The following is a 19,960-nucleotide window of genomic DNA, read 5'->3' as shown; positions in this document are numbered from 1 at the left end:
GCCGGCCCACCCGCCCGCCGCCCGTGCGCCGCTCCACCTCGGCGGATGACGGTGTCCCGCTGCCCCCGGAGCCGCCCGACGAGGACGCGCCCCCGGAGGACGACGAGGAGGCGATGATCGCCGAGGTCGCCGCCGACCCGAAGAGCACCGCGCCCCGCCGCGACCCGGAGGAGGCGGCGATCGAGCTGCTCAGCGCCCAGCTCGGGGCGCGGGCCCTCGATCAGCGGCGTGCGTAAGCTCGTCGATCGTGTCCACCACTGAGGAGCGGACCGACGTGCTGGTCGGCCTCACCGCCGACCAGGTCGCCGCCCGGGTCGCCGCCGGCCGCACCAACGACGTGCCGGCCAAGGCCAGCCGCAGCGTCGGCGAGATCGTCCGGGCGAACGTCTTCACCCGCTTCAACGCGATCGTGGGCGTGCTGTTCGCGATCATCCTGGTGATCGGCCCGATCCAGGACGGCCTGTTCGGCTTCGTCATCGTGATCAACACGCTGATCGGGATCGTGCAGGAGCTGCGCGCCAAGCGCACGCTGGAGCGGCTGGCGATCATCGGCGAGGCCCGGCCGGTGGTCCGCCGCGACGGCGCGTCCGTCGAGGTCTCGCCCAACCAGGTCGTGCTCGACGACGTCATCGAGCTGGGCCCCGGCGACAAGATCGTGGTCGACGGGGTGGTGCTGGCCGCGGCCGGGCTCGAGGTGGACGAGTCGCTGCTGACCGGCGAGTCCGACCCGGTCCACAAGCAGCCGGGCGACCCGCTGCTGTCGGGCAGCTTCGTCACCGTGGGCACCGGGGCGCAGCAGGCCACCAAGGTCGGCCGGGAGGCCTACGCCGCGCAGCTCGCGGAGGAGGCCAGCCGGTTCACCCTGGTCGACTCCGAGCTGCGGGCCGGCATCAACCGGATCCTGCAGATCATCACCTACCTGCTGGTCCCGGCGGCCGCGCTGATCATCTGGAGCCAGTTCCGCACGGCCGGCACCGAGGTCGACGACGCGCTGCGCGGCATGGTCGCGGCGCTGGTCCCGATGGTGCCCGAGGGCCTGGTCCTGCTGACCAGCATCGCCTTCGCGGTCGGCGTCATCCGGCTCGGCAAGCGCAACTGCCTGGTGCAGGAGCTGCCGGCGATCGAGGGCCTGGCCCGGGTCGACGTCGTGTGCGCGGACAAGACCGGCACCCTCACCGAGAACGGCATGCGGCTGTCGGAGGTGCGCCCGTTCGGCGAGCACACCGAGGCCGACCTGCGCGCCGCGCTCGGCGCGCTGGCCTCGGCCGACCCGCGGCCCAACGCGAGCCTGGCGGCCATCGCCGAGGACTGCGCGTCACCGGGCTGGACGATCACCGAGACCGTCGCCTTCTCGTCGGCGCGCAAATGGAGCGGGGCCAGCTTCGAGGGGTCCCGGCACTGGGTGCTGGGCGCCTGCGACGTGCTGCTGGGCGAGGACAGCCCCGAGCGCGCCGAGGCCGAGCGGATCGGCGCCACCGGCCTGCGCGTGCTGCTGCTGGGCCGCTCCGCGACCACCGTGGACGCCGACGCTCCCGTCGTCGTGGAGCCGGCCGGCCTGGTCGTGCTGCAGCAGCGGGTGCGCCCGGAGGCCAAGGACACGCTGGCGTACTTCGCCGAGCAGGACGTCACGGTCAAGGTCATCTCCGGCGACAACGCGCTGTCCGTCGGCGCCGTCGCCGCCTCCCTCGACCTGCCCGGCGCCGCCACCCCGATCGACGCCCGGGGGCTGTCCGCCGAGCGCGACGCGCTGGCCGCCGAGCTCGACGCCGGCACCGTGTTCGGCCGGGTCACCCCGGCCCAGAAGCGCGACATGGTCGGCGCCCTGCAGTCCGGCGGGCACACCGTGGCGATGACCGGCGACGGCGTCAACGACGTGCTCGCCCTCAAGGACGCCGACATCGGCGTGGCGATGGGCTCGGGCAGCCCGGCCACCCGCGCCGTGGCCCAGATCGTGCTGCTGGACAACTCGTTCGCCACGCTGCCGCACGTCGTGGCCGAGGGCCGCCGCGTGATCGGCAACATCGAGCGGGTCTCCAACCTGTTCCTCACCAAGACCGTCTACTCGGTGCTGCTGGCCATCGCGATCGGGGCGATCGGGGTGCCGTTCCCGTTCCTGCCCCGCCACCTGACGCTCATCGGCTCGCTGACGATCGGCATCCCGGCCTTCTTCCTCGCGCTGGCCCCCAACACGGAGCGCGCGCGGCGCGGGTTCGTGCGCCGGGTGCTGCGGCTGGCGATCCCGTCCGGCGTGGTCATCGGCATCGCCACGATCACCACGTACCTGATCGCCCGCGCCGACCCGACGGCCTCGCCGATCCAGCAGAGCACCGCCGCGGTCGTCGTGCTGTACCTGGTGGCGACGTGGGTGCTCGTCGTGGTGGCCCGGCCGTTCGCGTGGTGGAAGGCGCTGATGGTCGCCGCCTCGGTGGCCGCGTTCAGCTATGCGCTGTTCCTGCCGTGGGTGTTCGGCCAGCAGTTCTGGCAGCTCGACCCGAGCCACGGCGCGGTCATGCTGCCGGCGCTGGTGGTCGCGGCGGTGGCGGCGGTGGTCGTCGAGGTGACCTACCGCTTCGTCGACCGCTCCCTCGCCCGCACCTGACCGGACGCGCGCGGCGATCACGGGCGGCTCGGACGAGAGCCGCTTTCGTGCGGCGGGGTTGGACGAGAGCCGCGTTCGTGCGGCCGGCCGCGGTGCGGGAGGGGTCGTCGCAGGGCTGGCGTGTCGTCGCAGCGTTTGGTGGGCCGAGAGCCGCGCTTGCTCGGTCGGCCGCAGCGAGGGTGTCCTTGCAGGGCCGGCACGGTCTCGCAGGGCTGGTGGGGAACGTCGCAGCGCTGGCAGGGACGTCGCAGCGCGCCGGCGGGCTGCGAGCACACTCCCGGTGCTGCAAGCGCGCCGGCGCGCCGGCGCGCAGCGCCGCGAGCCGAGGCGGGCTCGGCCCCGCGGGCCGACGTGACAGGCCTCCTCGCGGGGGGTGTGGGCGCGCTACGCGCGCCCCGGGTTCGCGCCTGCGGCACTCACCACGCATCCGCTTCGCGGGCGCCGCGTCCGTCCCCGCGGCGCCCGACCTCCGCCGACAACGACGTGGTCGTCACCAACCGGCCCTGTTGATCACGACAACTTCGTTCTCGACGGAAACCGGGGTCAGGGGGCGGCGAGGTAGGTGAGGACGCCGGCGGCGATGGCGTCGGCGTAGCGCTGGCGGCCCTCGGGGGAGGAGACCAGGGCGGCTTCGTCGGGGTTGCGCATGTTGGCGCACTCGACGAGCGCCACCGGGCGCGTGGCGTGGTTGAGCCCGGCCAGGTCGGAGCGCGGGGCGAGGCCCTCGTGGCCCAGGTAGTCGGAGTCGGGGAAGCCGCCGGCGCGCAGCGCGTCGCGCAGAGCCGCGCCCAGCTCCCGCGACGGGGCGCCCTGGGCGGGGTTCAGCGGTGGGTCCGGGAGGGCGATGTGGAAGCCGCTGTCGGCGGGGGCGGAGCCGTCGGCGTGGACCGAGACGACCACGTCGGCGCCGGCGGCCTCGCCCGCGCGGCCGCGCTCGTCCACGCACGGTCCGACGCCGGCGTCGTCGGTGCGCACCAGGACGACCCGCACGCCCGCGGCGGTGAGGCGCTCGGTCGCGCGGGCGACGACGTCGAACGTGAAGGCGTGCTCGGGGTAGCCGGCGTCGGTCGCGGTGCCGGTGGTGTTGCAGTCCTTGGTGCCGCCGCGGCCGTCGGGCACCTGCCGGCCGATCTCGGCGGGGTGCTCGGCGTTGGCGCCGTTGTGGCCCGCGTCCAGGACGACGACCGGCTGGCGGGGCGCGGGAGCGACGACCGCGGCGGCCGGTGACACCGCCGGTGGCGGCGCGGGAGGGGCCGCGGGGGGCGCGGCGGCGCAGGCGGTCAGTGAGATCGCGCAGAGCACCCAGCCGGCGGCCGCGCGGGCGGGACGGGCGCTGGACACGGCGTCCAGGGTGTCACGGCTACCCTGGCGGTGAGCCGGCGCCACCGCCCGCGTGGGCGCCGAGGAGACCGGAAGGAGCCCGATCCGACCAGCCGGACAGCCGCACTACGTTTGTGCTGTAGCGCAACTTCCGGTCGGATCGGCGTTTCATCGACACAGCACGACGTTGCGAGGAGACCGCTGGTGCAACCGGGTCAGCCCGACATGCAGATGATCCTGCAGCAGGCGCAGAAGATGCAGGAGCAGCTGATGGCCGCGCAGGCCGAGCTGGCCTCCGCCGAGGTCGTCGGCCAGGCCGGCAACGGCCTCGTCCAGGTGACGATGACGGCCGCGCAGGAGGTCCGCGCCGTGCGCATCGACCCGAAGGTGGTCGATCCCGACGACGTGGAGACCCTGCAGGACCTGCTGGTCGGGGCCCTGCAGGACGCGTCCCGCGCGGCCGCCGAGCTGCAGGCCGAGAAGATGGGCCCGCTGGCCGGTGGGCTGGGCGGCGACCTCGGCCTGCCCGGCCTCGGCTAGCCGGGCCGCGGGGTAGGCGGTGTTCGAGGGACCGGTCCAGGACCTGATCGACGAGCTGGGCCGGCTGCCGGGGGTGGGGCCGAAGAGCGCCCAGCGGATCGCGTTCCACCTGCTGGCCGCCGACCCGGTCGACGTGTCCCGGCTGCAGGACGTGCTGCAGCGGGTCAAGCAGGGCGTGCAGTTCTGCGAGGTGTGCGGCAACGTGGCGGAGCGGCAGCGCTGCCGCTACTGCTCCGACGCCCGCCGCGACCCGACGCTGGTGTGCGTCGTCGAGGAGCCCAAGGACGTACTGGCGGTGGAGCGCACCCGCGAGTTCAAGGGCCGCTACCACGTGCTGGGCGGGGCTCTCGACCCGCTGGCCGGGGTCGGCCCGGACGGTCTGCGCATCCGCGAGCTGCTGGCCCGCCTGGGTGGCACCGGCCCGGCCGCGGACGAGACCGAGATCTCCGAGGTCATCATCGCCACCGACCCGAACACCGAGGGCGAGGCCACCGCGACCTACCTGGTGCGGCTGCTGCGCGACTTCCCGGGCCTGTCGGTCACCCGGCCGGCCAGCGGGCTGCCGATGGGCGGCGACCTGGAGTTCGCCGACGAGCTGACGCTCGGCCGGGCGCTGTCGGGTCGGCGGTCGATCTAGTCCGGTCACCACAGAGGTGTCTTCGCAGGGGCGGTGTGGTCGGCGCAGAGTGCACAGCACCTGCGAGGACTACGGGGACTCTGCGAAGACGGTGTGGACTCCGCTGCCGCGCCCCGGGTGGCGCAGCCCGCCGGCGGGTGCGGGGGCAAACCGGCGGACTGCGCGGGTCCGGTGGGGCGGCGCGGTCACTCCCCGGGAGCGCGCCGGGGTCAGTCGTCGTCCCAGTCGGGTTCCGGGGCCTCGACGCCGCCGTGCAGCTCGCGGACCCGCTCCTCCCACTTCTCCCGGCGCTCGGCGGCGACCTGGCGCCGCATCGGCGCCTGGGCAGCGTCGATGATGCCGACGACGATGGCCACGACGGCGATGACGAGGATGCCGGCGACGATCGCGGTGATCATGGTGACCACCGTCCCGGCCGCGCGGAGTGGGCGGAGTCCTTCCCGATCGACTGCATGGTCGTGCCCCTTTCCCGGTTGCGGGTCGTACCGGCGGGTCGCCGGACGGCGGAGGTGCGCTGCTGTCGTGGGCGGCAGCGCGACGGGTGGCGGGGGCCCCGGTTCGCGGGGCGCCGCCGGGCGCGGGGGGTGGGATCGGGCACGGGCCGCGCCGCGTTGATCGGTGCGAGGATCGGTGCGGTGGTCACGGTGGCCTCCTCCCGGTGGGGGTGCCAGCGCATCCGGAGGTGGTGCTTCCACCGCGGGACGGCTGATGTGTAGATTGCCGCAGGACAGTGCCTTGTGCAATTGCATGGCGCCTCCGGCCGGCACAACCACCCGACCGTCGCAATGATGGATGGACGGGGCGGTCGCGGGACGACACGGGGACCGAGCGGGGGATCATGGCAGCACCACAGAGTCCGATCGGCTCCCGGCGCAGGCTGGGGGCCGAGCTGCGCCGCCTGCGGACCGCGGCGGGCCTCACCCTCGACGAGGTCGCCGAGCAGATGACGTGCTCGACCTCCAAGATCTCCCGCCTGGAGACGGGCAAGGGCATCCCCAAGCTGCCCGATGTGCGCGAGCTGATGCGCATCTACGGCGTCACCTCCGACGAGGAGCGCGACGCGCTCCTGCGGCTCGTGCGCGACGGCCGCGAGCACGGCTGGTGGGAGTCGCTGACCGAGGGCGTCACGCCCGAGCGGTTCGTCATGGACTCGCCCAGCCGCTACCCCGCGCTGGAGACCGAGGCCGCGGCGCTGCGCTCGTTCGACATCGCGATGCTGAACGGCCTGCTGCAGACGCCGGAGTACATCCGGGAGCTGATGGGCTCGCTGCTGACCAACCACAGCGCGGCCGAGGTGGAGCGGTTGGTCGAGCTGCGCGGCAAGCGCCAGCGCGCGCTGTTCGACGCCGAGAAGCCGCTGCGCCTGGAGGTCGTGCTCGACGAGGCGGTGCTGCGCCGGGTGGTCGGCAGCCCCGAGCTGATGGCCGACCAGCTCGGGGTGATCCGCGAGCGCAGCCTGTTGCCCAACGTCACGGTCCGGGTGCTGCCCTTCGACGCCGGCTTCCACCGGGCGCACATCGGCTCGTTCGTGCTGCTGGAGTTCCCCGTCGGCACCGCCGATGTCGTCTACGTCGAGGGGCACGCGGGGGAGAGCTACCTGGAGAACCGCTCCGACGTCGACCGCTACAACGCCATCTTCGACGACGTCGTCGACCGGGCGCTGTCGCCGGAGGCGACCCGCGAGGTGATCACCCGTTACCAGCAGGACTACGCCACCCGCGGGCGCGAGAAGCGCGCCTGACGGGGTTGCGTCGGGGAATCCGCCGATCGGGGTAGCGCGGTGCCGGGCGGTGGCCGCGCGGCCCGGCGGAGCCCCCGTTCGGGGCGCGTGTCGGCGCGGTCCGCCGGCCGTTCGGCCACGGGTTGTGACCGCTGACCGACTGACTACCGACTGTTGTTATGGATCTCCACCCCAACGGGGGATAAATGCGTGCGCGCGCGGATGTCCGTGCAGGGGTACGTGCAGCAGTCCGAAGTGGAGGACGGTATCTTCCCGCACCGGAAGTGCACGCGAACGGACGTGCGCGTTGCGCTGAGTGGCGTCAGTGCCCACCCCGACCAGTATCGACGTAGTACCCGAGAGGCTCCCCCCGTGATCGAGTTCAAGATCAGCTCCTTCTGCTCCGCCGGCGGCTGCGTCGAGGTCGGGCACTCACCTTCGGATGATGCTGTCATCGTCCGCGACAGCAAGGACCCGCTGCGCAGTGTGTCGATCGCCTTCCGTGGCCAGCAGTGGGCCACCTTCCTGGACGGCGTCCGGCACGGCGACTTCGACGCCGAGTAACCACGAGGCGCTCCGTTCGGGGGACGCCGGCGTGTGCCGGTCGGCGGCCGGCCGCGGGGTCCGTAGCGGAACCGTGACTCAGGGAACTACCGATCGGTATGCGCGCCTAATACCTTGACGGTCTCCCGACCAAGAGGTGCCCGCATCATGAGATCTGCCCGACGCCTGTTCGCGGTGACCGCCGCAGCAGCGCTCGCCGTGACCCTGGCCGCCTGCGCGTCATCCGAACGCGGGGGCGACGAGGGTGAAGCAGGTGGCGCCGGTGAATCCGGTGGCACGTTCGTCTTCGGCGCGCCCGGCGCGCCGGACAACTTCGACCCGATCTTCGCCCAGGACGGCGAGACGTTCCGGCCGGTCCGCCAGATGTACGACACGCTGGTGATGTACAAGCCGGGCACCGCCGACCTCGAGCCCGGTCTGGCCACGGAGTGGACGCCGAACGCCGACTTCACCGAGTGGACGTTCACGCTCCGCGAGGGCGTCAAGTTCCACGACGGGACCGACTTCAACGCCGAGGCCGTCTGCTTCAACTTCAACCGCTGGGTCAACCTGCCCAACGCGGCGGCGCAGACGCAGGCCTACTACTACGGCAGCGTCTTCGAGGGCTTCACGAACAACCAGACCGACTCGGGCCTGCCGCCGGTCTACAACAGCTGCACCGCGCCGGACCCCACCACCGCGGTGATCAAGCTGAACAAGGCCAAGGGCGCGTTCCCCGGCGCGTTCGGGCTGACCTCGTTCTCCATCTCCAGCCCGGCCGCGCTGCAGCAGTACGAGGCCGACAACGTCCAGCAGAGCGGTGAGGCGTTCACCTACGGCGCCTACGCGACCGACCACCCGACGGGCACCGGGCCGTACAAGTTCGAGAGCTACGACCGGACCGCGAACGTCATCACGCTGGTCCGCAACCCCGACTACTGGGGCGACCCGCCGCAGAGCGACCGGCTGATCTTCCGGGTCATCCCGGACGAGAACGCCCGCAAGCAGGAGCTGCAGGCCGGCACCATCGACGGCTACGACTTCCCGTCGCCGGCCGACTGGGAGACGCTGAAGAACGAGGGCTACCAGGTCCTGGTGCGGCCCGCGTTCAACATCCTGTACCTGGGCATCAACCAGAAGAACAACCCGGCGCTGCAGGACCTGCGGGTCCGCCAGGCGATCGCGCACGCGATCGACCGCGAGTCGATGGTGCGCAACCAGCTGCCCGAGGGCGCCCAGGTCGCGACCCAGTTCATGCCGTCGGAGGTCGACGGTTACGCCGCCGACCTGCAGCCGATCCCGTTCGACCAGGACCGGGCGCGGGCGCTGCTCGCCGAGGCCGGGGCGTCGAACCTGACGATCAACTTCTACTACCCGACCGAGGTCACCCGGCCGTACATGCCGAACCCGACCAACATCTTCACCGCGATCGCGGAGAACCTGCGCCAGGTCGGCATCACCGTCAACCCGGTGCCGCAGCCGTGGAACGGCGGCTACCTGGACTCGGTGACCGCGAACGGCGTGCACGACATGCACCTGCTGGGGTGGACCGGCGACTACAACGACCCCGGCAACTTCGTCGGCACGTTCTTCGGCACCGCCAAGCCGGACTTCGGCATCCCGGACCCGAACGTGTTCGCCGAGGTCGGCGCGGCCGACGCGACGGTCGACCCGGCCGCCCGCACCGCGGCCTTCGAGCAGGTCAACCGCGACCTGATGCAGAAGTACCTGCCGGCCGTCCCGCTCAGCCACTCGCCGCCGGCGATCGTGGTCCGGGACAACGTCAGCGGCCTGGTTCCCTCGCCGCTGACCGACGAGCGGTTCGCCCCGGTCACCAAGAGCGGCTGACCGAGTCGGGCACCCCGGGTGGCACCGCCGGTGACGGCGGTGCCACCCTTCTCGCTCGGAAACCGGAGATCGTTGTGGAATCGGGGGCTGCCGCGGCGTGCGCGCACGCCGGGGCGGAGACGGCTTTGCCGGAGGGGGGACCGTGCTGCGCTTCGTCCTGAGACGGCTGCTGCAGGTGATCCCCACGCTGCTGTTGCTGTCGCTGCTGGTGTTCGCCTGGTTGAGGGCGCTGCCCGGGGGGCCGGCGTCGGCGTTCCTCGGCGACCGCGCGACGCCCGAGGCGATCGCCGCGCTCAACCGCCAGCTCGGCCTGGACCAGCCCATCTTCATCCAGTACGGCCAGTTCCTGGGCCGGATACTCAGCGGCGACTTCGGCGCCTCGACGATCACCGGTCAGCCGGTGCTCGCCGAGATCGGCCGGGCGCTGCCGGCGACGGTCGAGCTGTCCCTGGCGGCGCTGCTGATCGCGGTGCTGCTGGGGATCCCGCTGGGCTACCTCGCGGCCAGCCGGCGCGGCGGGCCGCTCGACGTCAGCACCATCATGGGCACCCTGGTCGGCGTCGCCGTCCCGGTGTTCTTCCTGGGCTACCTGCTCAAGGCGTTCTTCGCGGTGCAGCTGCGCTGGTTCCCGCCGTCCGGGCGGCAGGCCGTCGGCATCGACGCCACCGACGTCACCGGGCTGGCCGTGCTCGACGGGCTGCTGACCCGCGAGTGGGACGCCAGCTGGGACGCGCTCCTGCACCTGGTGCTGCCGGCGGTCACGCTGGCCACGATCCCGCTCGCGGTGATCGTGCGGATCACCCGCGCCTCGGTGCTCGACGTGATGGGCTCGGACTTCGTGCGCACCGCGAACTCCAAGGGCCTGGCGCCGGGCACGGTGCGCGGCCGGCACGTGCTGCGCAACGCGCTGCTGCCGGTCTCGACGACCATCGGCCTGCAGGTCGGGCTGCTGCTGGCCGGCGCGGTGCTCACCGAGAAGGTGTTCGTCTGGGGCGGCATCGGCACCCTGCTCGCCGACGCGATCACGCTGAAGGACTACCCGCGGCTGCAGGCCCTGCTGCTCCTGGGCGCCCTGGTGTACGTGCTGGTCAACCTGCTGGTCGACCTCTCGTACGCGATCATCGATCCGAGGGTGCGGCTGACATGACGACCACCTGGGCGCAGCGCCGCAAGGACCGGATCGACGACCTCGCCGGCGGGCGCAGCCTGACCTCCGAGGCGCTGCGCAGGCTGCGCCGCGACCCGGTGGCCCTCACCGGCGGGGTGATCATCGGGCTGTTCGTGCTGGTCGCCGCCTTTGCCCCGCTGCTGGCCCCGCACGGGCCGGCCGAGACGTTCCCGCAGCTGCAGCAGGACCTGCGCCCGGGCAACATCCCCGGCCCGACGGCCGGCTTCCCGCTGGGCAGCGACCAGCTCGGCCGCGACTTCCTGTCCCGGATGATCCTGGCCTCCCAGCAGACGCTGCTGGTCGGCGTGCTGGCCACGCTGATCGGGCTGGCCGTCGGGATCGTCATCGGCACGGTGGCCGGCGCGTTCGGCGGCTGGGTCGACACGCTGCTGATGCGCATCACCGACGTGCTGCTGGCCATCCCCAGCCTGCTGCTGGCCATCTCGGTGGCGGCGCTCGCGGCCAGCCCGTCGCAGACCACCGTGATCATCGCGGTGGCGATCGTCGGGGTGCCGATCTTCGCCCGGCTGCTGCGCGGCTCGATGCTGGCCCAGCGCAACAGCGACCACGTGGTCGCGGCCACCGCGCTGGGCGTCAAGCGGCCCGCCGTGGTGCTGCGGCACATGCTGCCCAACGCGATCGGCCCGGTGATCGTGCAGGCCACGCTCACCCTGGCCACCGCCATCCTGGACGCGGCCGCGCTGAGCTTCCTCGGCCTCGGCGACGCCGACCCGGGGCGCGCCGAGTGGGGGCTGATGCTGGCCCAGGCCCAGACCTACCTCGACGTGCGCCCCGCGCTCGCGTTCCTCCCGGCCTTCGCGATCATCGCGGTGGCGCTGGGCTTCACGCTGCTCGGCGAATCGCTGCGCGAGGCGCTCGACCCCAAGGGACGCCGATGACCGGATCGAAGGGCGCACCGCTGCTGCAGGTGCGCGACCTGCGGGTGGCCTTCCGCCGGCGCGGTGAGCCGGAGACCGTGGCGGTGGACGGGGTCAGCTTCGACGTGGCCGCCGGCCAGGTCGTCGGGCTGGTCGGCGAGTCCGGCTGCGGCAAGTCGGTCACCTCGATGGCCATCATGCGGCTGCTGCCCCAGCGGGGCGTGCACATCACCGGCTCGGTCAAGCTCGACGGCGAGGAACTGCTGACGCTGTCCGACGCGCGCATGCGCGAGCGCCGGGGCCGCGACCTGTCGATGGTCTTCCAGGACCCGCTGTCCTCGCTGAACCCGGTCATCCCGATCGGGCTGCAGATCACCGAGGTGCTGCGCCGGCACCGCGGGATGGACAAGGAGAAGGCCCGCGAGGCGGCCGTCGAGCTGCTCGACCGGGTCGGCATCCCGGACCCGCGCCGGCGCATCACCGCCTACCCGCACCAGCTCTCCGGGGGCATGCGGCAGCGCGTGATGATCGCGATCGCGCTGGCCTGCGCGCCCCGGCTGCTGATCGCCGACGAGCCGACCACCGCGCTCGACGTCACCATCCAGGCCCAGATCCTCGAGCTGCTCAAGGAGATGGTCGCCGAGACCGGCGCCGCGCTGATCATGATCACGCACGACCTCGGCGTCGTCGCCGGGCTCTGCGAGACGGTCAACGTCCTCTACGCCGGGCGGATCGTCGAGCGCGCGCAGCGGCACCGGCTGTTCGGCACCCCGCGCCACCCGTACACGCACGGCCTGCTGCGCTCGATCCCCCGGCTGGACGCGCCGGCCGGGGAGGCGCTGGAGGCCATCCCGGGCTCGGTGGTGGACAACGTTCCGTGGACGCACGCCTGCGCGTTCGCGCCGCGCTGCCACCGCTCGGTGGAGCGCTGCCTGGAGGTCACGCCGGCCGGGGAGACCACCGGCGGGCGGCTGCTGCGCTGCCACAACCCGGTCCCGGCGAGCGCGGAGTGAGGGTGGGGGCATGAACGGCGCCGACAGCGCTGACGGCCGGGCGGCCGGTGGCGCGCACGAGGAGGGGATCGCGCGCGAGCGCGGCCCCGAGCACGTGCACGACCACAGTGTTGACCGCGGGGTCGACCGCGGGGTCGACCGCGGGGTCGACCGCACCTCCGGGTCCTCGGGCGAGCCGCCGGCGGAGCCGCTGCTGGACGTCCGCGACGTGGCGGTGCACTTCCCGATCCGGCGCGGGCTCGTCCTGGACCGCACCATCGGCCACGTCTTCGCCGTCGACGGCGTGTCGCTGCGGATCGGCCGGGGCGAGACCTACGGCCTGGTCGGCGAGTCCGGCTGCGGCAAGTCGACCCTTGGCCGGGCGATCCTGCGGCTGGAGAAGCCGACCGCGGGCCAGGTGTTCTTCGACGGCCGCGACATCGCCCCGCTCAAGGGCGAGGAGCTGCGCACGATGCGCCGCCGCTTCCAGATGGTCTTCCAGGACCCGATGTCCAGCCTCGACCCGCGCCAGTCGGTGCAGTCGCTGCTGACCGAGGGCATGAAGGCGCACGGGCTGACGCGCGGCGCCGCGGCCGACGGCAAGCGGCTGCGCGAGCTGGTCGACGCGGTGGGCCTGCCGGCCGCGGCCCTGCGCCGCTACCCGCACGAGTTCTCCGGCGGCCAGCGCCAGCGCATCGGCATCGCCAGGGCGCTGTGCGTCGAGCCCGACCTGATCGTCGCCGACGAGCCGGTGTCGGCGCTGGACGTGTCGGTCCAGGCCCAGGTGCTCAACCTGCTGGAACGGCTGCAGGCCGAGCTCGGGCTGACCTACCTCGTCATCGCCCACGACCTGGCCGTCGTCCGGCACGTGAGCGACCGGGTCGGCGTCATGTACCTGGGTGGGCTCGTCGAGGAGGCGCCGTCGCAGGCGCTCTACGACGAGCCGCTGCACCCCTACACCCGGGCGCTGCTGTCGGCGATCCCGGTGCCGGACCCGGAGCTGGAGGACCGCCGTGAGCGCATCCTGCTGACCGGCGACCTGCCCTCGCCCGCCGCGCCGCCGCCCGGCTGCCGGTTCCACACCCGCTGCCCGTGGCGCCAGCCGGAGCGCTGCGACACCGAGCGCCCGCAGCTGCGGGTCGTCGAGGGCACCGTCCCCGGGCACCGGGTGGCCTGCCACTACGCCGAGGAGATCCGCAGCGGCGCGCTGCGGCCGCACCGGGTGGAACCGGCCGTCGCCGAGGACGTCCTGGGCCCCGGCGCCGTGCCCGACCAGCCCGGCTCGGTCACCGAGATCCTCGGCCGCTGACCGTCCGACCGGGACGTGCGTGATTCATGTCTCGGTCGGTGTCCGGTTCCTCCCGGACAATGGGGGTCCGAGCAATCGGCCCGAGGGGGCAGCCAGGATGTGCGGGATCGTCGCCGCGTTCGGCCGGATCGACGGCGCGAAGTGCGAGCGCATGCTCGACCGGGTCCGCCACCGCGGCCCCGACGACAAGGGCGTGCTGGCGCTGCCCTCGGCGTGGCTGGGCCACCAGCGACTGTCGATCATCGACGTGATGGGCGGGCACCAGCCGCTCACCGACGCCGCCGAGACGACCTGGATCGTCGGCAACGGTGAGATCTACAACCACGAGCGGCTGACCGCGGGCCTGCCCGACGGCATGCTGCAGACCAGGTCGGACACCGAGGCCGCGCTGCACATGGTCATGCTGGAGGGCCCGGCCGCGGTGGCGAAGCTGAACGGGATGTTCGCCATCGCCATGGTCGACGCCGAGGGCGGCGGCCTGGTCGCGCGCGACCCGGTGGGCGTCAAGCCGCTGTACTGGATCCCCGACGGCCCGGAGACCGACGGCGTCACGCTGTTCGCCAGCGAGCTGCGCGCCTTCGACGAGGCCGACCGCCCGCGCGTCGAGGCGTTCCCGCCCGGCTGCCTGTGGACGCCCGCGGCCGGCGTCGTCCGCTACGCCGACGCCGTCCCGGTGGAGGTCCGCCCGGCCCGCCGCGGGCAGACCGAGGTGTGGGACAACGTCGTGCTCGACGAGGTCCGCGACGCGGTGATCGCCGCGGTGCGCAGGCGGATGATGAGCGACGTCGGGGTCGGGGTGTTCCTGTCCGGCGGGCTCGACTCGGCCATCGTCGCCGCGATCGCGGCCCGGGAGACCGCGGCCAGGGGCGAGGTGCTGCCGACGTTCGCGGTCGGCACGCCGGAGAGCGCCGACCTGGCCGCGGCCCGCAAGGTGGCCGCGCACATCGGCAGCGACCACCACGAGGTCGTGGTCACCGCGGGCGACCTCGAGGAGGCCCTGGACGAGGCCGTCACGGTGATCGAGCACTTCGACCCGCGGCTGGTGCGCAGCTCGGTGCCCAACCTGCTGCTGGCCAGGGAGGCGTCCCGCAAGGTCAAGGTCGTGCTGACCGGCGAGGGCGCCGACGAGCTGTTCGCCGGCTACACCCACCAGCACACCGCCGAGTTCGCCGACCCGGACGCCCTGCACGGCGAGCTGGTCCGCAGCCTGGAGCAGCTGCACGGGCTCAACCTGCAGCGCTGCGACCGCACGACGATGTACTACGGCCTGGAGGCCCGCGAGCCGTTCCTGGACTCGGCGCTGGTGCGCACCGCGCTGCGGCTGCCACCGGAGTGGAAGCAGCGCACCGGTGGGCGGCCGGAGAAGGCGATCCTGCGCGAGGCGTTCCTGGGCTGGCTGCCGGAGGACCTGCTCTGGCGCGGCAAGGAGCAGTTCGGCGACGGCTCCGGCGCCGGGACGGTGCTGGCCGCGCTGGCCGCGGAGCGGGTCGACCGGGCCGACCTCGACGACGTCCCGCAGGTGCCGCCCGACTGCTGGCCGCTGCGCAGCGAGGAGGAGGTCATGTACTACGAGCTGTGGGCGGAGCGGTTCGCCGGCATCCGCCCGCTGGCCACCCTGGAGCCGTTCGCCACGGCGTAACCGGCGGCCCGGGGCACCGTCGAGAACGACGTTGTCGTCGATTGGACCGGTCCAAAATAACGACAACTTCGTTCTCGACGGGAGGGGTCGGGGTCAGAGGTCGCCGCCCACGTCGAGGAGGCGGTCGATCTCGCGGCGCAGCATGCCGAGCCGGGCCTCGCGGACCAGCGGGATGCCCCGCCGGCGCCTGCGCACCTCGGACAGGTCGATGTCGACGACCAGGAGGTCCTCGGCGAACTCCGCGCACTCGCCGACCATCTCGCCCCACGGGTCGATCACGTGCGATCCGCCCCAGAAGCGCAGCTGCCCCTCGGTGCCCACGCGGTTCACGAACACCACGAACAGCTGGTACATGCGCCCGTAGAACCGGGTGATGCCCTCCCAGTACTCGCGCGCGTTGTAGTGCTCGGGGAACGTGGACTGCCCGCTCGCCGCGGGCACCAGCAGGATGTGCGCGCCGTCCTGCACGGACAGGAACGCCAGCTGCGGCTGCCAGGCGTCGTTGCAGATCAGGGTGGCCGCCCGGTGCCGGCCGGCGCCGCCGACGGGGTAGGCGCGCGAGGTCTGGCCGGGCAGGAAGTGCTTGCGCTCCTCGAAGATCGAGTAGTTGGGCAGGTAGAGCTTGCGGTGCACGTGGGTCAGCCGGCGGTCGGCGAAGTAGGCCGCGCTGTTGTAGGTGTGCAGCCCGTGGGTCTGCGCCTCGGGGAAGCCGACGAGCAGCCCGGCGTCGGTGCGCTCGGCCAGCCGCAGGAGGCGCTTGTCGTCCAGCTCCATCGAGACGTCGTCGTCGAGCTCGCCGACCGAGAACCCGGACAGCGACAGCTCGGGGAACACCACCATCTCCGCGCCCCGCGCGGTGGCTTCGTCGATCATCTGCTCGGCGCGCTCGACGTTGGCGTCGATGTCACCGAGCACCGCGTCGGTCTGGGCGAGGGCGATGCGCATGCGCCTCATTGTGAGGTCGTGCAGGTCAGGCGGAACCCGCGTGATCTGGAATTAACCGCCGACCATCCCAGCGGGGTCACGCAGCGTGGTCGAACGCGTCGGATTTTCTCCTACCGCGCGGTATCCAGGGCCGTACTCGCCGCTCATCTTCGACGGAGCGAGGAGAGGTCCGACATGAGCAACGCCCGCTGGGCTACCGTCGAGCGGCCGCGAGCACCGCGGCCAGGACGATCGTGGGCGGTGTGGGTGGAACCGGATGAGGTGGCCGGCGCGGTGCGCCGGGCCGCGGCGGGCGACAAGGACGCGTGGGACGCCATCGTGCGCAGCTTCAGCGGTCTGGTCTGGACGGTGGGCAGCGGCCACCGGCTGGGTCCGGCCGACACCGCGGAGGTCCTGCAGACCACGTGGCTGCGGCTGCTGGAGAACCTCGACCGCATCCGCGAGCCGGAGCGCCTCGGCGGCTGGCTGGCGACGACGGCGCGCCGCGAGTCGCTGCGGATGCTGCGCCTGCGCGGGCGCGAGCTGCCCACCGACGACGAGCACGTGTTCGCCCGCGAGCCGGCGCCCGGCCCGTCACCGGAGGAGGCCGTGCTGGACCGCGACCGCGACCGCGGGCTCTGGCGCGCGTTCAGCAAGCTCCCCGAGCGCTGCCGCATGCTGCTGCACCTGGTGATCGTGCTGCGGCCGCCGTACGCGGAGGTGGCCGAGACCATGGGCGTCCCGGTCGGCAGCATCGGGCCCACCCGGGCGCGTTGCCTCGAACGGCTGCGCAGGCTGCTGGTCGACGACGGCAACGGCCCCGTGGCGGTCTGAGGTGGTCGACGACAGCACATCCGGGGGCCCCGACGGCCTGGACGACCCGACCACCCCCGACGACCGCGACGAGCTTGGTGAGCTGGGCGAGCTCGACGACGACGCGCTGCTCGCCGCGCTGGCCGGCGTGCTGGAGCGGGTGTCGACCCCGCCTCCGGAGGTCCTCGAGGCCGCTGCGGGCCTGTTCACCTGGCGCACTGTCGACGCCGAGCTGGCCGAGCTCGATTACGACTCCCTGGTCGCCCCGCCGGAGCTGGGGGTGCGGGCCGCCGGCCAGCCGCGGATCCTCACCTTCGAGGCCGGCGGGCTGACCGTCGAGGTGGAGGTCGACGACGTACCGGGCGCCCGCAGGCTGATCGGCCAGCTCACCCCGCCCGGCCGGGCCGACCTGGAGCTGCGCACCGCCGCCGACGCGGTCGTCGGCCGGGCCGACGAGCTGGGCCGGTTCGTGCTCGACCTGCCGGCCGGGAAGCTGCGCTCCAGCCTGCGCATCCGCCGCGGCGAGGACGTCACCGAGACGGCCTGGGTGCCGCTGTGACGGCCCATCAGCGGGCTCAGGTGCCGGGCAGGATCCGCACGCTCCAGCCGTAGCCCTCGTCCAGGGTGCTGCCGCGCTGCCGCAGCGCGTTCAGTGCCTTGGCCGGCGTGTCCAGCGCCGGGTCCTCGCTCATCAGCCGCACCAGCGCGCCGGTGATCTGCGGCGCGGCGAACGAGGTGCCCGTCCAGCAGGCCCAGGAGTCGGGGCCGTAGGTGTCGGGGTCGGGGTCGTCGATGAGCAGGCCGTCCTCGGTGCCCTCGACGTAGGTCGAGACCACGCCTTCGCCGATGGTGGAGCAGGTGACCCAGTCGCCGCGGCTCGACCAGGAGGCCGGATCGCCCGCCGGGTCGAGCGCGGCGACGGCGACGACGTTGTCGAACTCCTTCGTCAGCGCGGCCGGCCAGACGGGCTCGCGGTCGGCGCTGTTGCCGGCGGCGCAGACGACCAGCACGCCCTGCTCGCGCAGCTCGCCGACCGCGACGCGCAGCGCGGGCGGCGCCTTGTCGTCGACGGTCTCGGTGCCCAGCGACATGTTGACGATCCGCGCGCCGGCCGCTGCGGCCCGGCGCAACCCGTCGGCCAGCGCGGTGTCGGTGGTGATGCCGTCGCTGTCCATGACCTTGTGCACGAGGACGCGCGCGCCCGGGGCGACCTGCTGGACGATCCCGGCCACGAACGAGCCGTGCCCCGCGCCGGCGTCGAGCAGGCCGTCGGGCGGGAACTCGTCGAGCGCGTCGAGGTCGCCGGCGTCCACGTCCATGGCGAGGTAGCCGTCGGTGCGGGTCTCGGCGCTGATCCCGGTGTCCAGGACGGCGACGAGCGCGGCGTCCGGGGCCGGGGCGGTGGCCGCGCCGAACGGGCGGGCGCCCGCCGACGGCTCCGGCCCGCCCGCGCCCTTGATGTAGCCGGCCAGCGGGATCACGTGGTTGACCGCGGCGCCCAGCCCGCTCGCGCGCATGCCCTTGACCGTCGCCAGCGCGGACGCCGGCGCCTCCGGGTCGACCCGGACGTCGCGGCGGCGGCAGCCGTGCGCGTCCCAGGTGACCACCGAGCCCTCGGCGACGAGGACGTCGGGCCGGCGGGCGCGCCGCACCGCCTGCAACTGGACGCGCTCGGCGTGGCTGCGCCGCCTGCCGTCCAGCTTGGCGAAGGCCAGCCGCTGGTAGTAGCTGTCGCGCGCCATCCGCTTGAGGCTGGCCACCTGTCGGTCGACCTGGCGGCGCTCGGCGGCGCGCTGCTCGTCGGTGCGGGGATCGGGGTAGTCGTCCTCGGCAAATGCGTTGTCCGCGGGCACAGGCCCTCCTTATCGACGCGCCGACTCCCGGCTTGACAGTATTCCGTCATGGTCGGCGCCGGCGTTCAAGAGTCGAGCGGGGATCTGCTGGTGCGGGCCGTTTCCGTGCACGACGAGATGGTCGGCGACCCGGCCTCGCTCGGGCCCGCCGCGCGCGACCTCGCCGACGCCGCCCGGCATGCCGGGCACACCGAGGCGCTGGTCGTGGCGCTGCGCGCGCAGGCGTGGTTCGAGCGGCTGCAGCTGCGCAACGCGCGGGCGCTCGACCTGCTCGACGAGGCCGCCGGGCTGGCCCGGCGCAACGGGCTCGACGAGCGGCTCGGCGAGGTGCTGGTGAGCCGGGCCGCGGTCAACCTGGAGCTGGGGCGCACGCGCGTCGCGCTCAACGACGTCGACCGGGCCGGGCCGCTGCTGGCCGACGCCGCCACGCCGGAGCTGGAGCTCAAGCGGGGGGTGCTGCTCAGCCAGATCGGCCGGCTGGAGGCGGCGCACGCGGTGTACCGCGCGGTGCTGGCGCACCCGGCGGCGGCCGTCGACGTGCGCGCACGGGCGGCCAACAACCTCGCGCTGGGCTCGGCGGTCATGGGCCGCGTGCCCGACGCGCTGGCGAACATCGAGCTGGCCGGCGAGCTGGCCGCCGAGGTGGGGCCGGCGCTCGCGGCGCTCGTCGCGCAGAACCGCGGCCTGGTGCTCACCCAGTGCGGCCGGCTGGCGGAGGGCCTGCGCCAGCTGGACTCGGCGGTGGAGGCGCTGGCCGCGGTCGGGCTGCCGCTGGGGGAGGCCTACGCCGAGTCGGCCGAGGTGCTGGCCGTGCTGCGGGCCCTCCCGGAGGCCAGGGAGCTGGCCGCCCGCGCCGTCGAGGAGCTGTCCGAGCACGACGTGCCGCTGATGGCGGCCGAGGCCCGGCTGAAGCTCGCCGAGATCGCGCTGCTGATGGGCGACGCCGCGGCCGCGCGCGCGGAGGCGGAGCGGGCCGCGGCGCTGTTCCGCGGGCAGCGGCGCACCAACTGGGTGGCGATGTCCACCGTGGTCATCACCGAGTCGCGCCGCCGCGACGGCACCCTCACCGGCGCCGATGTCGACCGGGCCGGCCGCGCCGCCGACGCGCTGGCCCGCCTCGGCCTGGTCGCCGCCGCCGTCGGCGCCGATCTGGCGGCCGGTCGCGCAGCGCTGGAGG

General features: G+C 73.6%; 18 protein-coding genes and 1 pseudogene. 15 read left to right on the top strand and 4 right to left on the bottom strand.

What is annotated here, in order from left to right:
* Positions 1 to 236, top strand: a pseudogene (locus KIK08_RS27425) (DNA polymerase III subunit gamma/tau); the annotation flags it as partial.
* 11 nt (positions 237 to 247) lie between these two features.
* Positions 248 to 2,599, top strand: a complete 2,352-nt coding sequence (locus KIK08_RS27420) for an HAD-IC family P-type ATPase (RefSeq protein ID WP_214406155.1) — start codon at positions 248 to 250, stop codon at positions 2,597 to 2,599.
* Between the two features lie 543 nt (positions 2,600 to 3,142).
* On the opposite strand, the gene KIK08_RS27415 is transcribed toward KIK08_RS27420, so the two are convergent.
* Positions 3,143 to 3,940: an N-acetylmuramoyl-L-alanine amidase gene (locus KIK08_RS27415; RefSeq protein ID WP_214406154.1), complete on the bottom strand. Its 798-nt coding sequence runs from the start codon at positions 3,938 to 3,940 to the stop codon at positions 3,143 to 3,145.
* A 180-nt stretch (positions 3,941 to 4,120) separates the two neighbouring features.
* Here KIK08_RS27415 and KIK08_RS27410 point away from each other — a divergent pair, with 180 nt between their 5' ends.
* Together KIK08_RS27410 and recR are read left to right on the top strand one after the other, a co-directional pair.
* A complete protein-coding gene (locus KIK08_RS27410; RefSeq protein ID WP_250557918.1) occupies positions 4,121 to 4,459 on the top strand; it encodes a YbaB/EbfC family nucleoid-associated protein in 339 nt (112 codons plus the stop codon).
* Positions 4,460 to 4,478: 19 nt separating this feature from the next.
* Complete coding sequence (gene recR / locus KIK08_RS27405; RefSeq protein WP_214406153.1) at positions 4,479 to 5,096, top strand: recombination mediator RecR; 618 nt, start codon at positions 4,479 to 4,481, stop codon at positions 5,094 to 5,096.
* A 209-nt stretch (positions 5,097 to 5,305) separates the two neighbouring features.
* Here recR and KIK08_RS27400 read toward each other — a convergent pair whose 3' ends face one another.
* Positions 5,306 to 5,494 carry a hypothetical protein gene (locus KIK08_RS27400; protein ID WP_214406152.1) on the bottom strand — a complete coding sequence of 63 codons (189 nt, stop codon included), beginning with the start codon at positions 5,492 to 5,494 and terminating at the stop codon, positions 5,306 to 5,308.
* A gap of 440 nt (positions 5,495 to 5,934) precedes the next feature.
* Between KIK08_RS27400 and KIK08_RS27395 the strand changes: the two genes are divergently transcribed.
* From KIK08_RS27395 to asnB, 8 genes are all read left to right on the top strand, one after another.
* Complete coding sequence (locus KIK08_RS27395) at positions 5,935 to 6,837, top strand: helix-turn-helix domain-containing protein (protein WP_214406151.1); 903 nt, start codon at positions 5,935 to 5,937, stop codon at positions 6,835 to 6,837.
* A 351-nt stretch (positions 6,838 to 7,188) separates the two neighbouring features.
* Positions 7,189 to 7,380: a DUF397 domain-containing protein gene (locus KIK08_RS41935; RefSeq protein WP_214406150.1), complete on the top strand. Its 192-nt coding sequence runs from the start codon at positions 7,189 to 7,191 to the stop codon at positions 7,378 to 7,380.
* A 147-nt stretch (positions 7,381 to 7,527) separates the two neighbouring features.
* Positions 7,528 to 9,207: an ABC transporter substrate-binding protein gene (locus KIK08_RS27385; RefSeq protein WP_214406149.1), complete on the top strand. Its 1,680-nt coding sequence runs from the start codon at positions 7,528 to 7,530 to the stop codon at positions 9,205 to 9,207.
* A 142-nt stretch (positions 9,208 to 9,349) separates the two neighbouring features.
* Positions 9,350 to 10,354 (top strand): ABC transporter permease, encoded by a 1,005-nt coding sequence (locus tag KIK08_RS27380; RefSeq protein ID WP_214406148.1) that lies wholly within the window; start codon positions 9,350 to 9,352, stop codon positions 10,352 to 10,354.
* Complete coding sequence (locus KIK08_RS27375; protein ID WP_214406147.1) at positions 10,351 to 11,274, top strand: ABC transporter permease; 924 nt, start codon at positions 10,351 to 10,353, stop codon at positions 11,272 to 11,274. The genes KIK08_RS27380 and KIK08_RS27375 overlap by 4 nt, the downstream gene beginning before the upstream one ends.
* Complete coding sequence (locus tag KIK08_RS27370) at positions 11,271 to 12,266, top strand: ABC transporter ATP-binding protein (protein WP_214406146.1); 996 nt, start codon at positions 11,271 to 11,273, stop codon at positions 12,264 to 12,266. The genes KIK08_RS27375 and KIK08_RS27370 overlap by 4 nt, the downstream gene beginning before the upstream one ends.
* A gap of 10 nt (positions 12,267 to 12,276) precedes the next feature.
* Complete coding sequence (locus tag KIK08_RS27365; RefSeq protein ID WP_214406145.1) at positions 12,277 to 13,554, top strand: ABC transporter ATP-binding protein; 1,278 nt, start codon at positions 12,277 to 12,279, stop codon at positions 13,552 to 13,554.
* Between the two features lie 97 nt (positions 13,555 to 13,651).
* Entirely contained in the window at positions 13,652 to 15,193 is a 1,542-nt protein-coding gene (gene asnB, locus KIK08_RS27360; RefSeq protein ID WP_214406144.1) for an asparagine synthase (glutamine-hydrolyzing), read from the top strand.
* Positions 15,194 to 15,286: 93 nt separating this feature from the next.
* On the opposite strand, the gene KIK08_RS27355 is transcribed toward asnB, so the two are convergent.
* A complete protein-coding gene (locus KIK08_RS27355) occupies positions 15,287 to 16,138 on the bottom strand; it encodes a nitrilase-related carbon-nitrogen hydrolase (RefSeq protein WP_214406143.1) in 852 nt (283 codons plus the stop codon).
* 240 nt (positions 16,139 to 16,378) lie between these two features.
* Between KIK08_RS27355 and KIK08_RS27350 the strand changes: the two genes are divergently transcribed.
* Positions 16,379 to 16,951, top strand: a complete 573-nt coding sequence (locus KIK08_RS27350) for an RNA polymerase sigma factor (protein WP_308257929.1) — start codon at positions 16,379 to 16,381, stop codon at positions 16,949 to 16,951.
* Position 16,952: 1 nt separating this feature from the next.
* The gene (locus KIK08_RS27345; protein WP_214406141.1) at positions 16,953 to 17,489 is read left to right on the top strand and encodes a hypothetical protein; all 537 of its coding nucleotides are present in this window, start codon (positions 16,953 to 16,955) and stop codon (positions 17,487 to 17,489) included.
* Between the two features lie 16 nt (positions 17,490 to 17,505).
* Here KIK08_RS27345 and KIK08_RS27340 read toward each other — a convergent pair whose 3' ends face one another.
* Entirely contained in the window at positions 17,506 to 18,783 is a 1,278-nt protein-coding gene (locus KIK08_RS27340; RefSeq protein WP_214406140.1) for a S8 family peptidase, read from the bottom strand.
* A gap of 90 nt (positions 18,784 to 18,873) precedes the next feature.
* On the opposite strand from KIK08_RS27340, the gene KIK08_RS27335 reads away from it, so the two are divergent.
* Positions 18,874 to 19,960, top strand: a 1,087-nt coding sequence (locus tag KIK08_RS27335; RefSeq protein WP_214406139.1) for a tetratricopeptide repeat protein, incomplete at its 3' end; no start/stop codon positions are given.

The organism is Pseudonocardia lacus (genome assembly GCF_018531445.1).
Taxonomy (GTDB): Bacteria; Actinomycetota; Actinomycetes; order Mycobacteriales; family Pseudonocardiaceae; genus Pseudonocardia; species Pseudonocardia lacus.
Note: the sequence above shows the minus strand (reverse complement) of the source record. Positions and strands in the feature narration are given on the sequence as shown.

Excerpts from the sequence above, each read along its gene's own strand:
- KIK08_RS27395 (WP_214406151.1), top strand. The coding sequence starts at position 5,935 with ATGGCAGCACCACAGAGTCCGATCGGCTCCCGGCGCAGGCTGGGGGCC.
- KIK08_RS27370 (WP_214406146.1), top strand. The coding sequence starts at position 11,271 with ATGACCGGATCGAAGGGCGCACCGCTGCTGCAGGTGCGCGACCTGCGG.
- KIK08_RS27355 (WP_214406143.1), bottom strand. The coding sequence starts at position 16,138 with ATGCGCATCGCCCTCGCCCAGACCGACGCGGTGCTCGGTGACATCGAC.
- KIK08_RS27400 (WP_214406152.1), bottom strand. The coding sequence starts at position 5,494 with ATGATCACCGCGATCGTCGCCGGCATCCTCGTCATCGCCGTCGTGGCC.
- KIK08_RS27365 (WP_214406145.1), top strand. The coding sequence starts at position 12,277 with ATGAACGGCGCCGACAGCGCTGACGGCCGGGCGGCCGGTGGCGCGCAC.
- asnB (WP_214406144.1), top strand. The coding sequence starts at position 13,652 with ATGTGCGGGATCGTCGCCGCGTTCGGCCGGATCGACGGCGCGAAGTGC.
- KIK08_RS27375 (WP_214406147.1), top strand. The coding sequence starts at position 10,351 with ATGACGACCACCTGGGCGCAGCGCCGCAAGGACCGGATCGACGACCTC.
- KIK08_RS27385 (WP_214406149.1), top strand. The coding sequence starts at position 7,528 with ATGAGATCTGCCCGACGCCTGTTCGCGGTGACCGCCGCAGCAGCGCTC.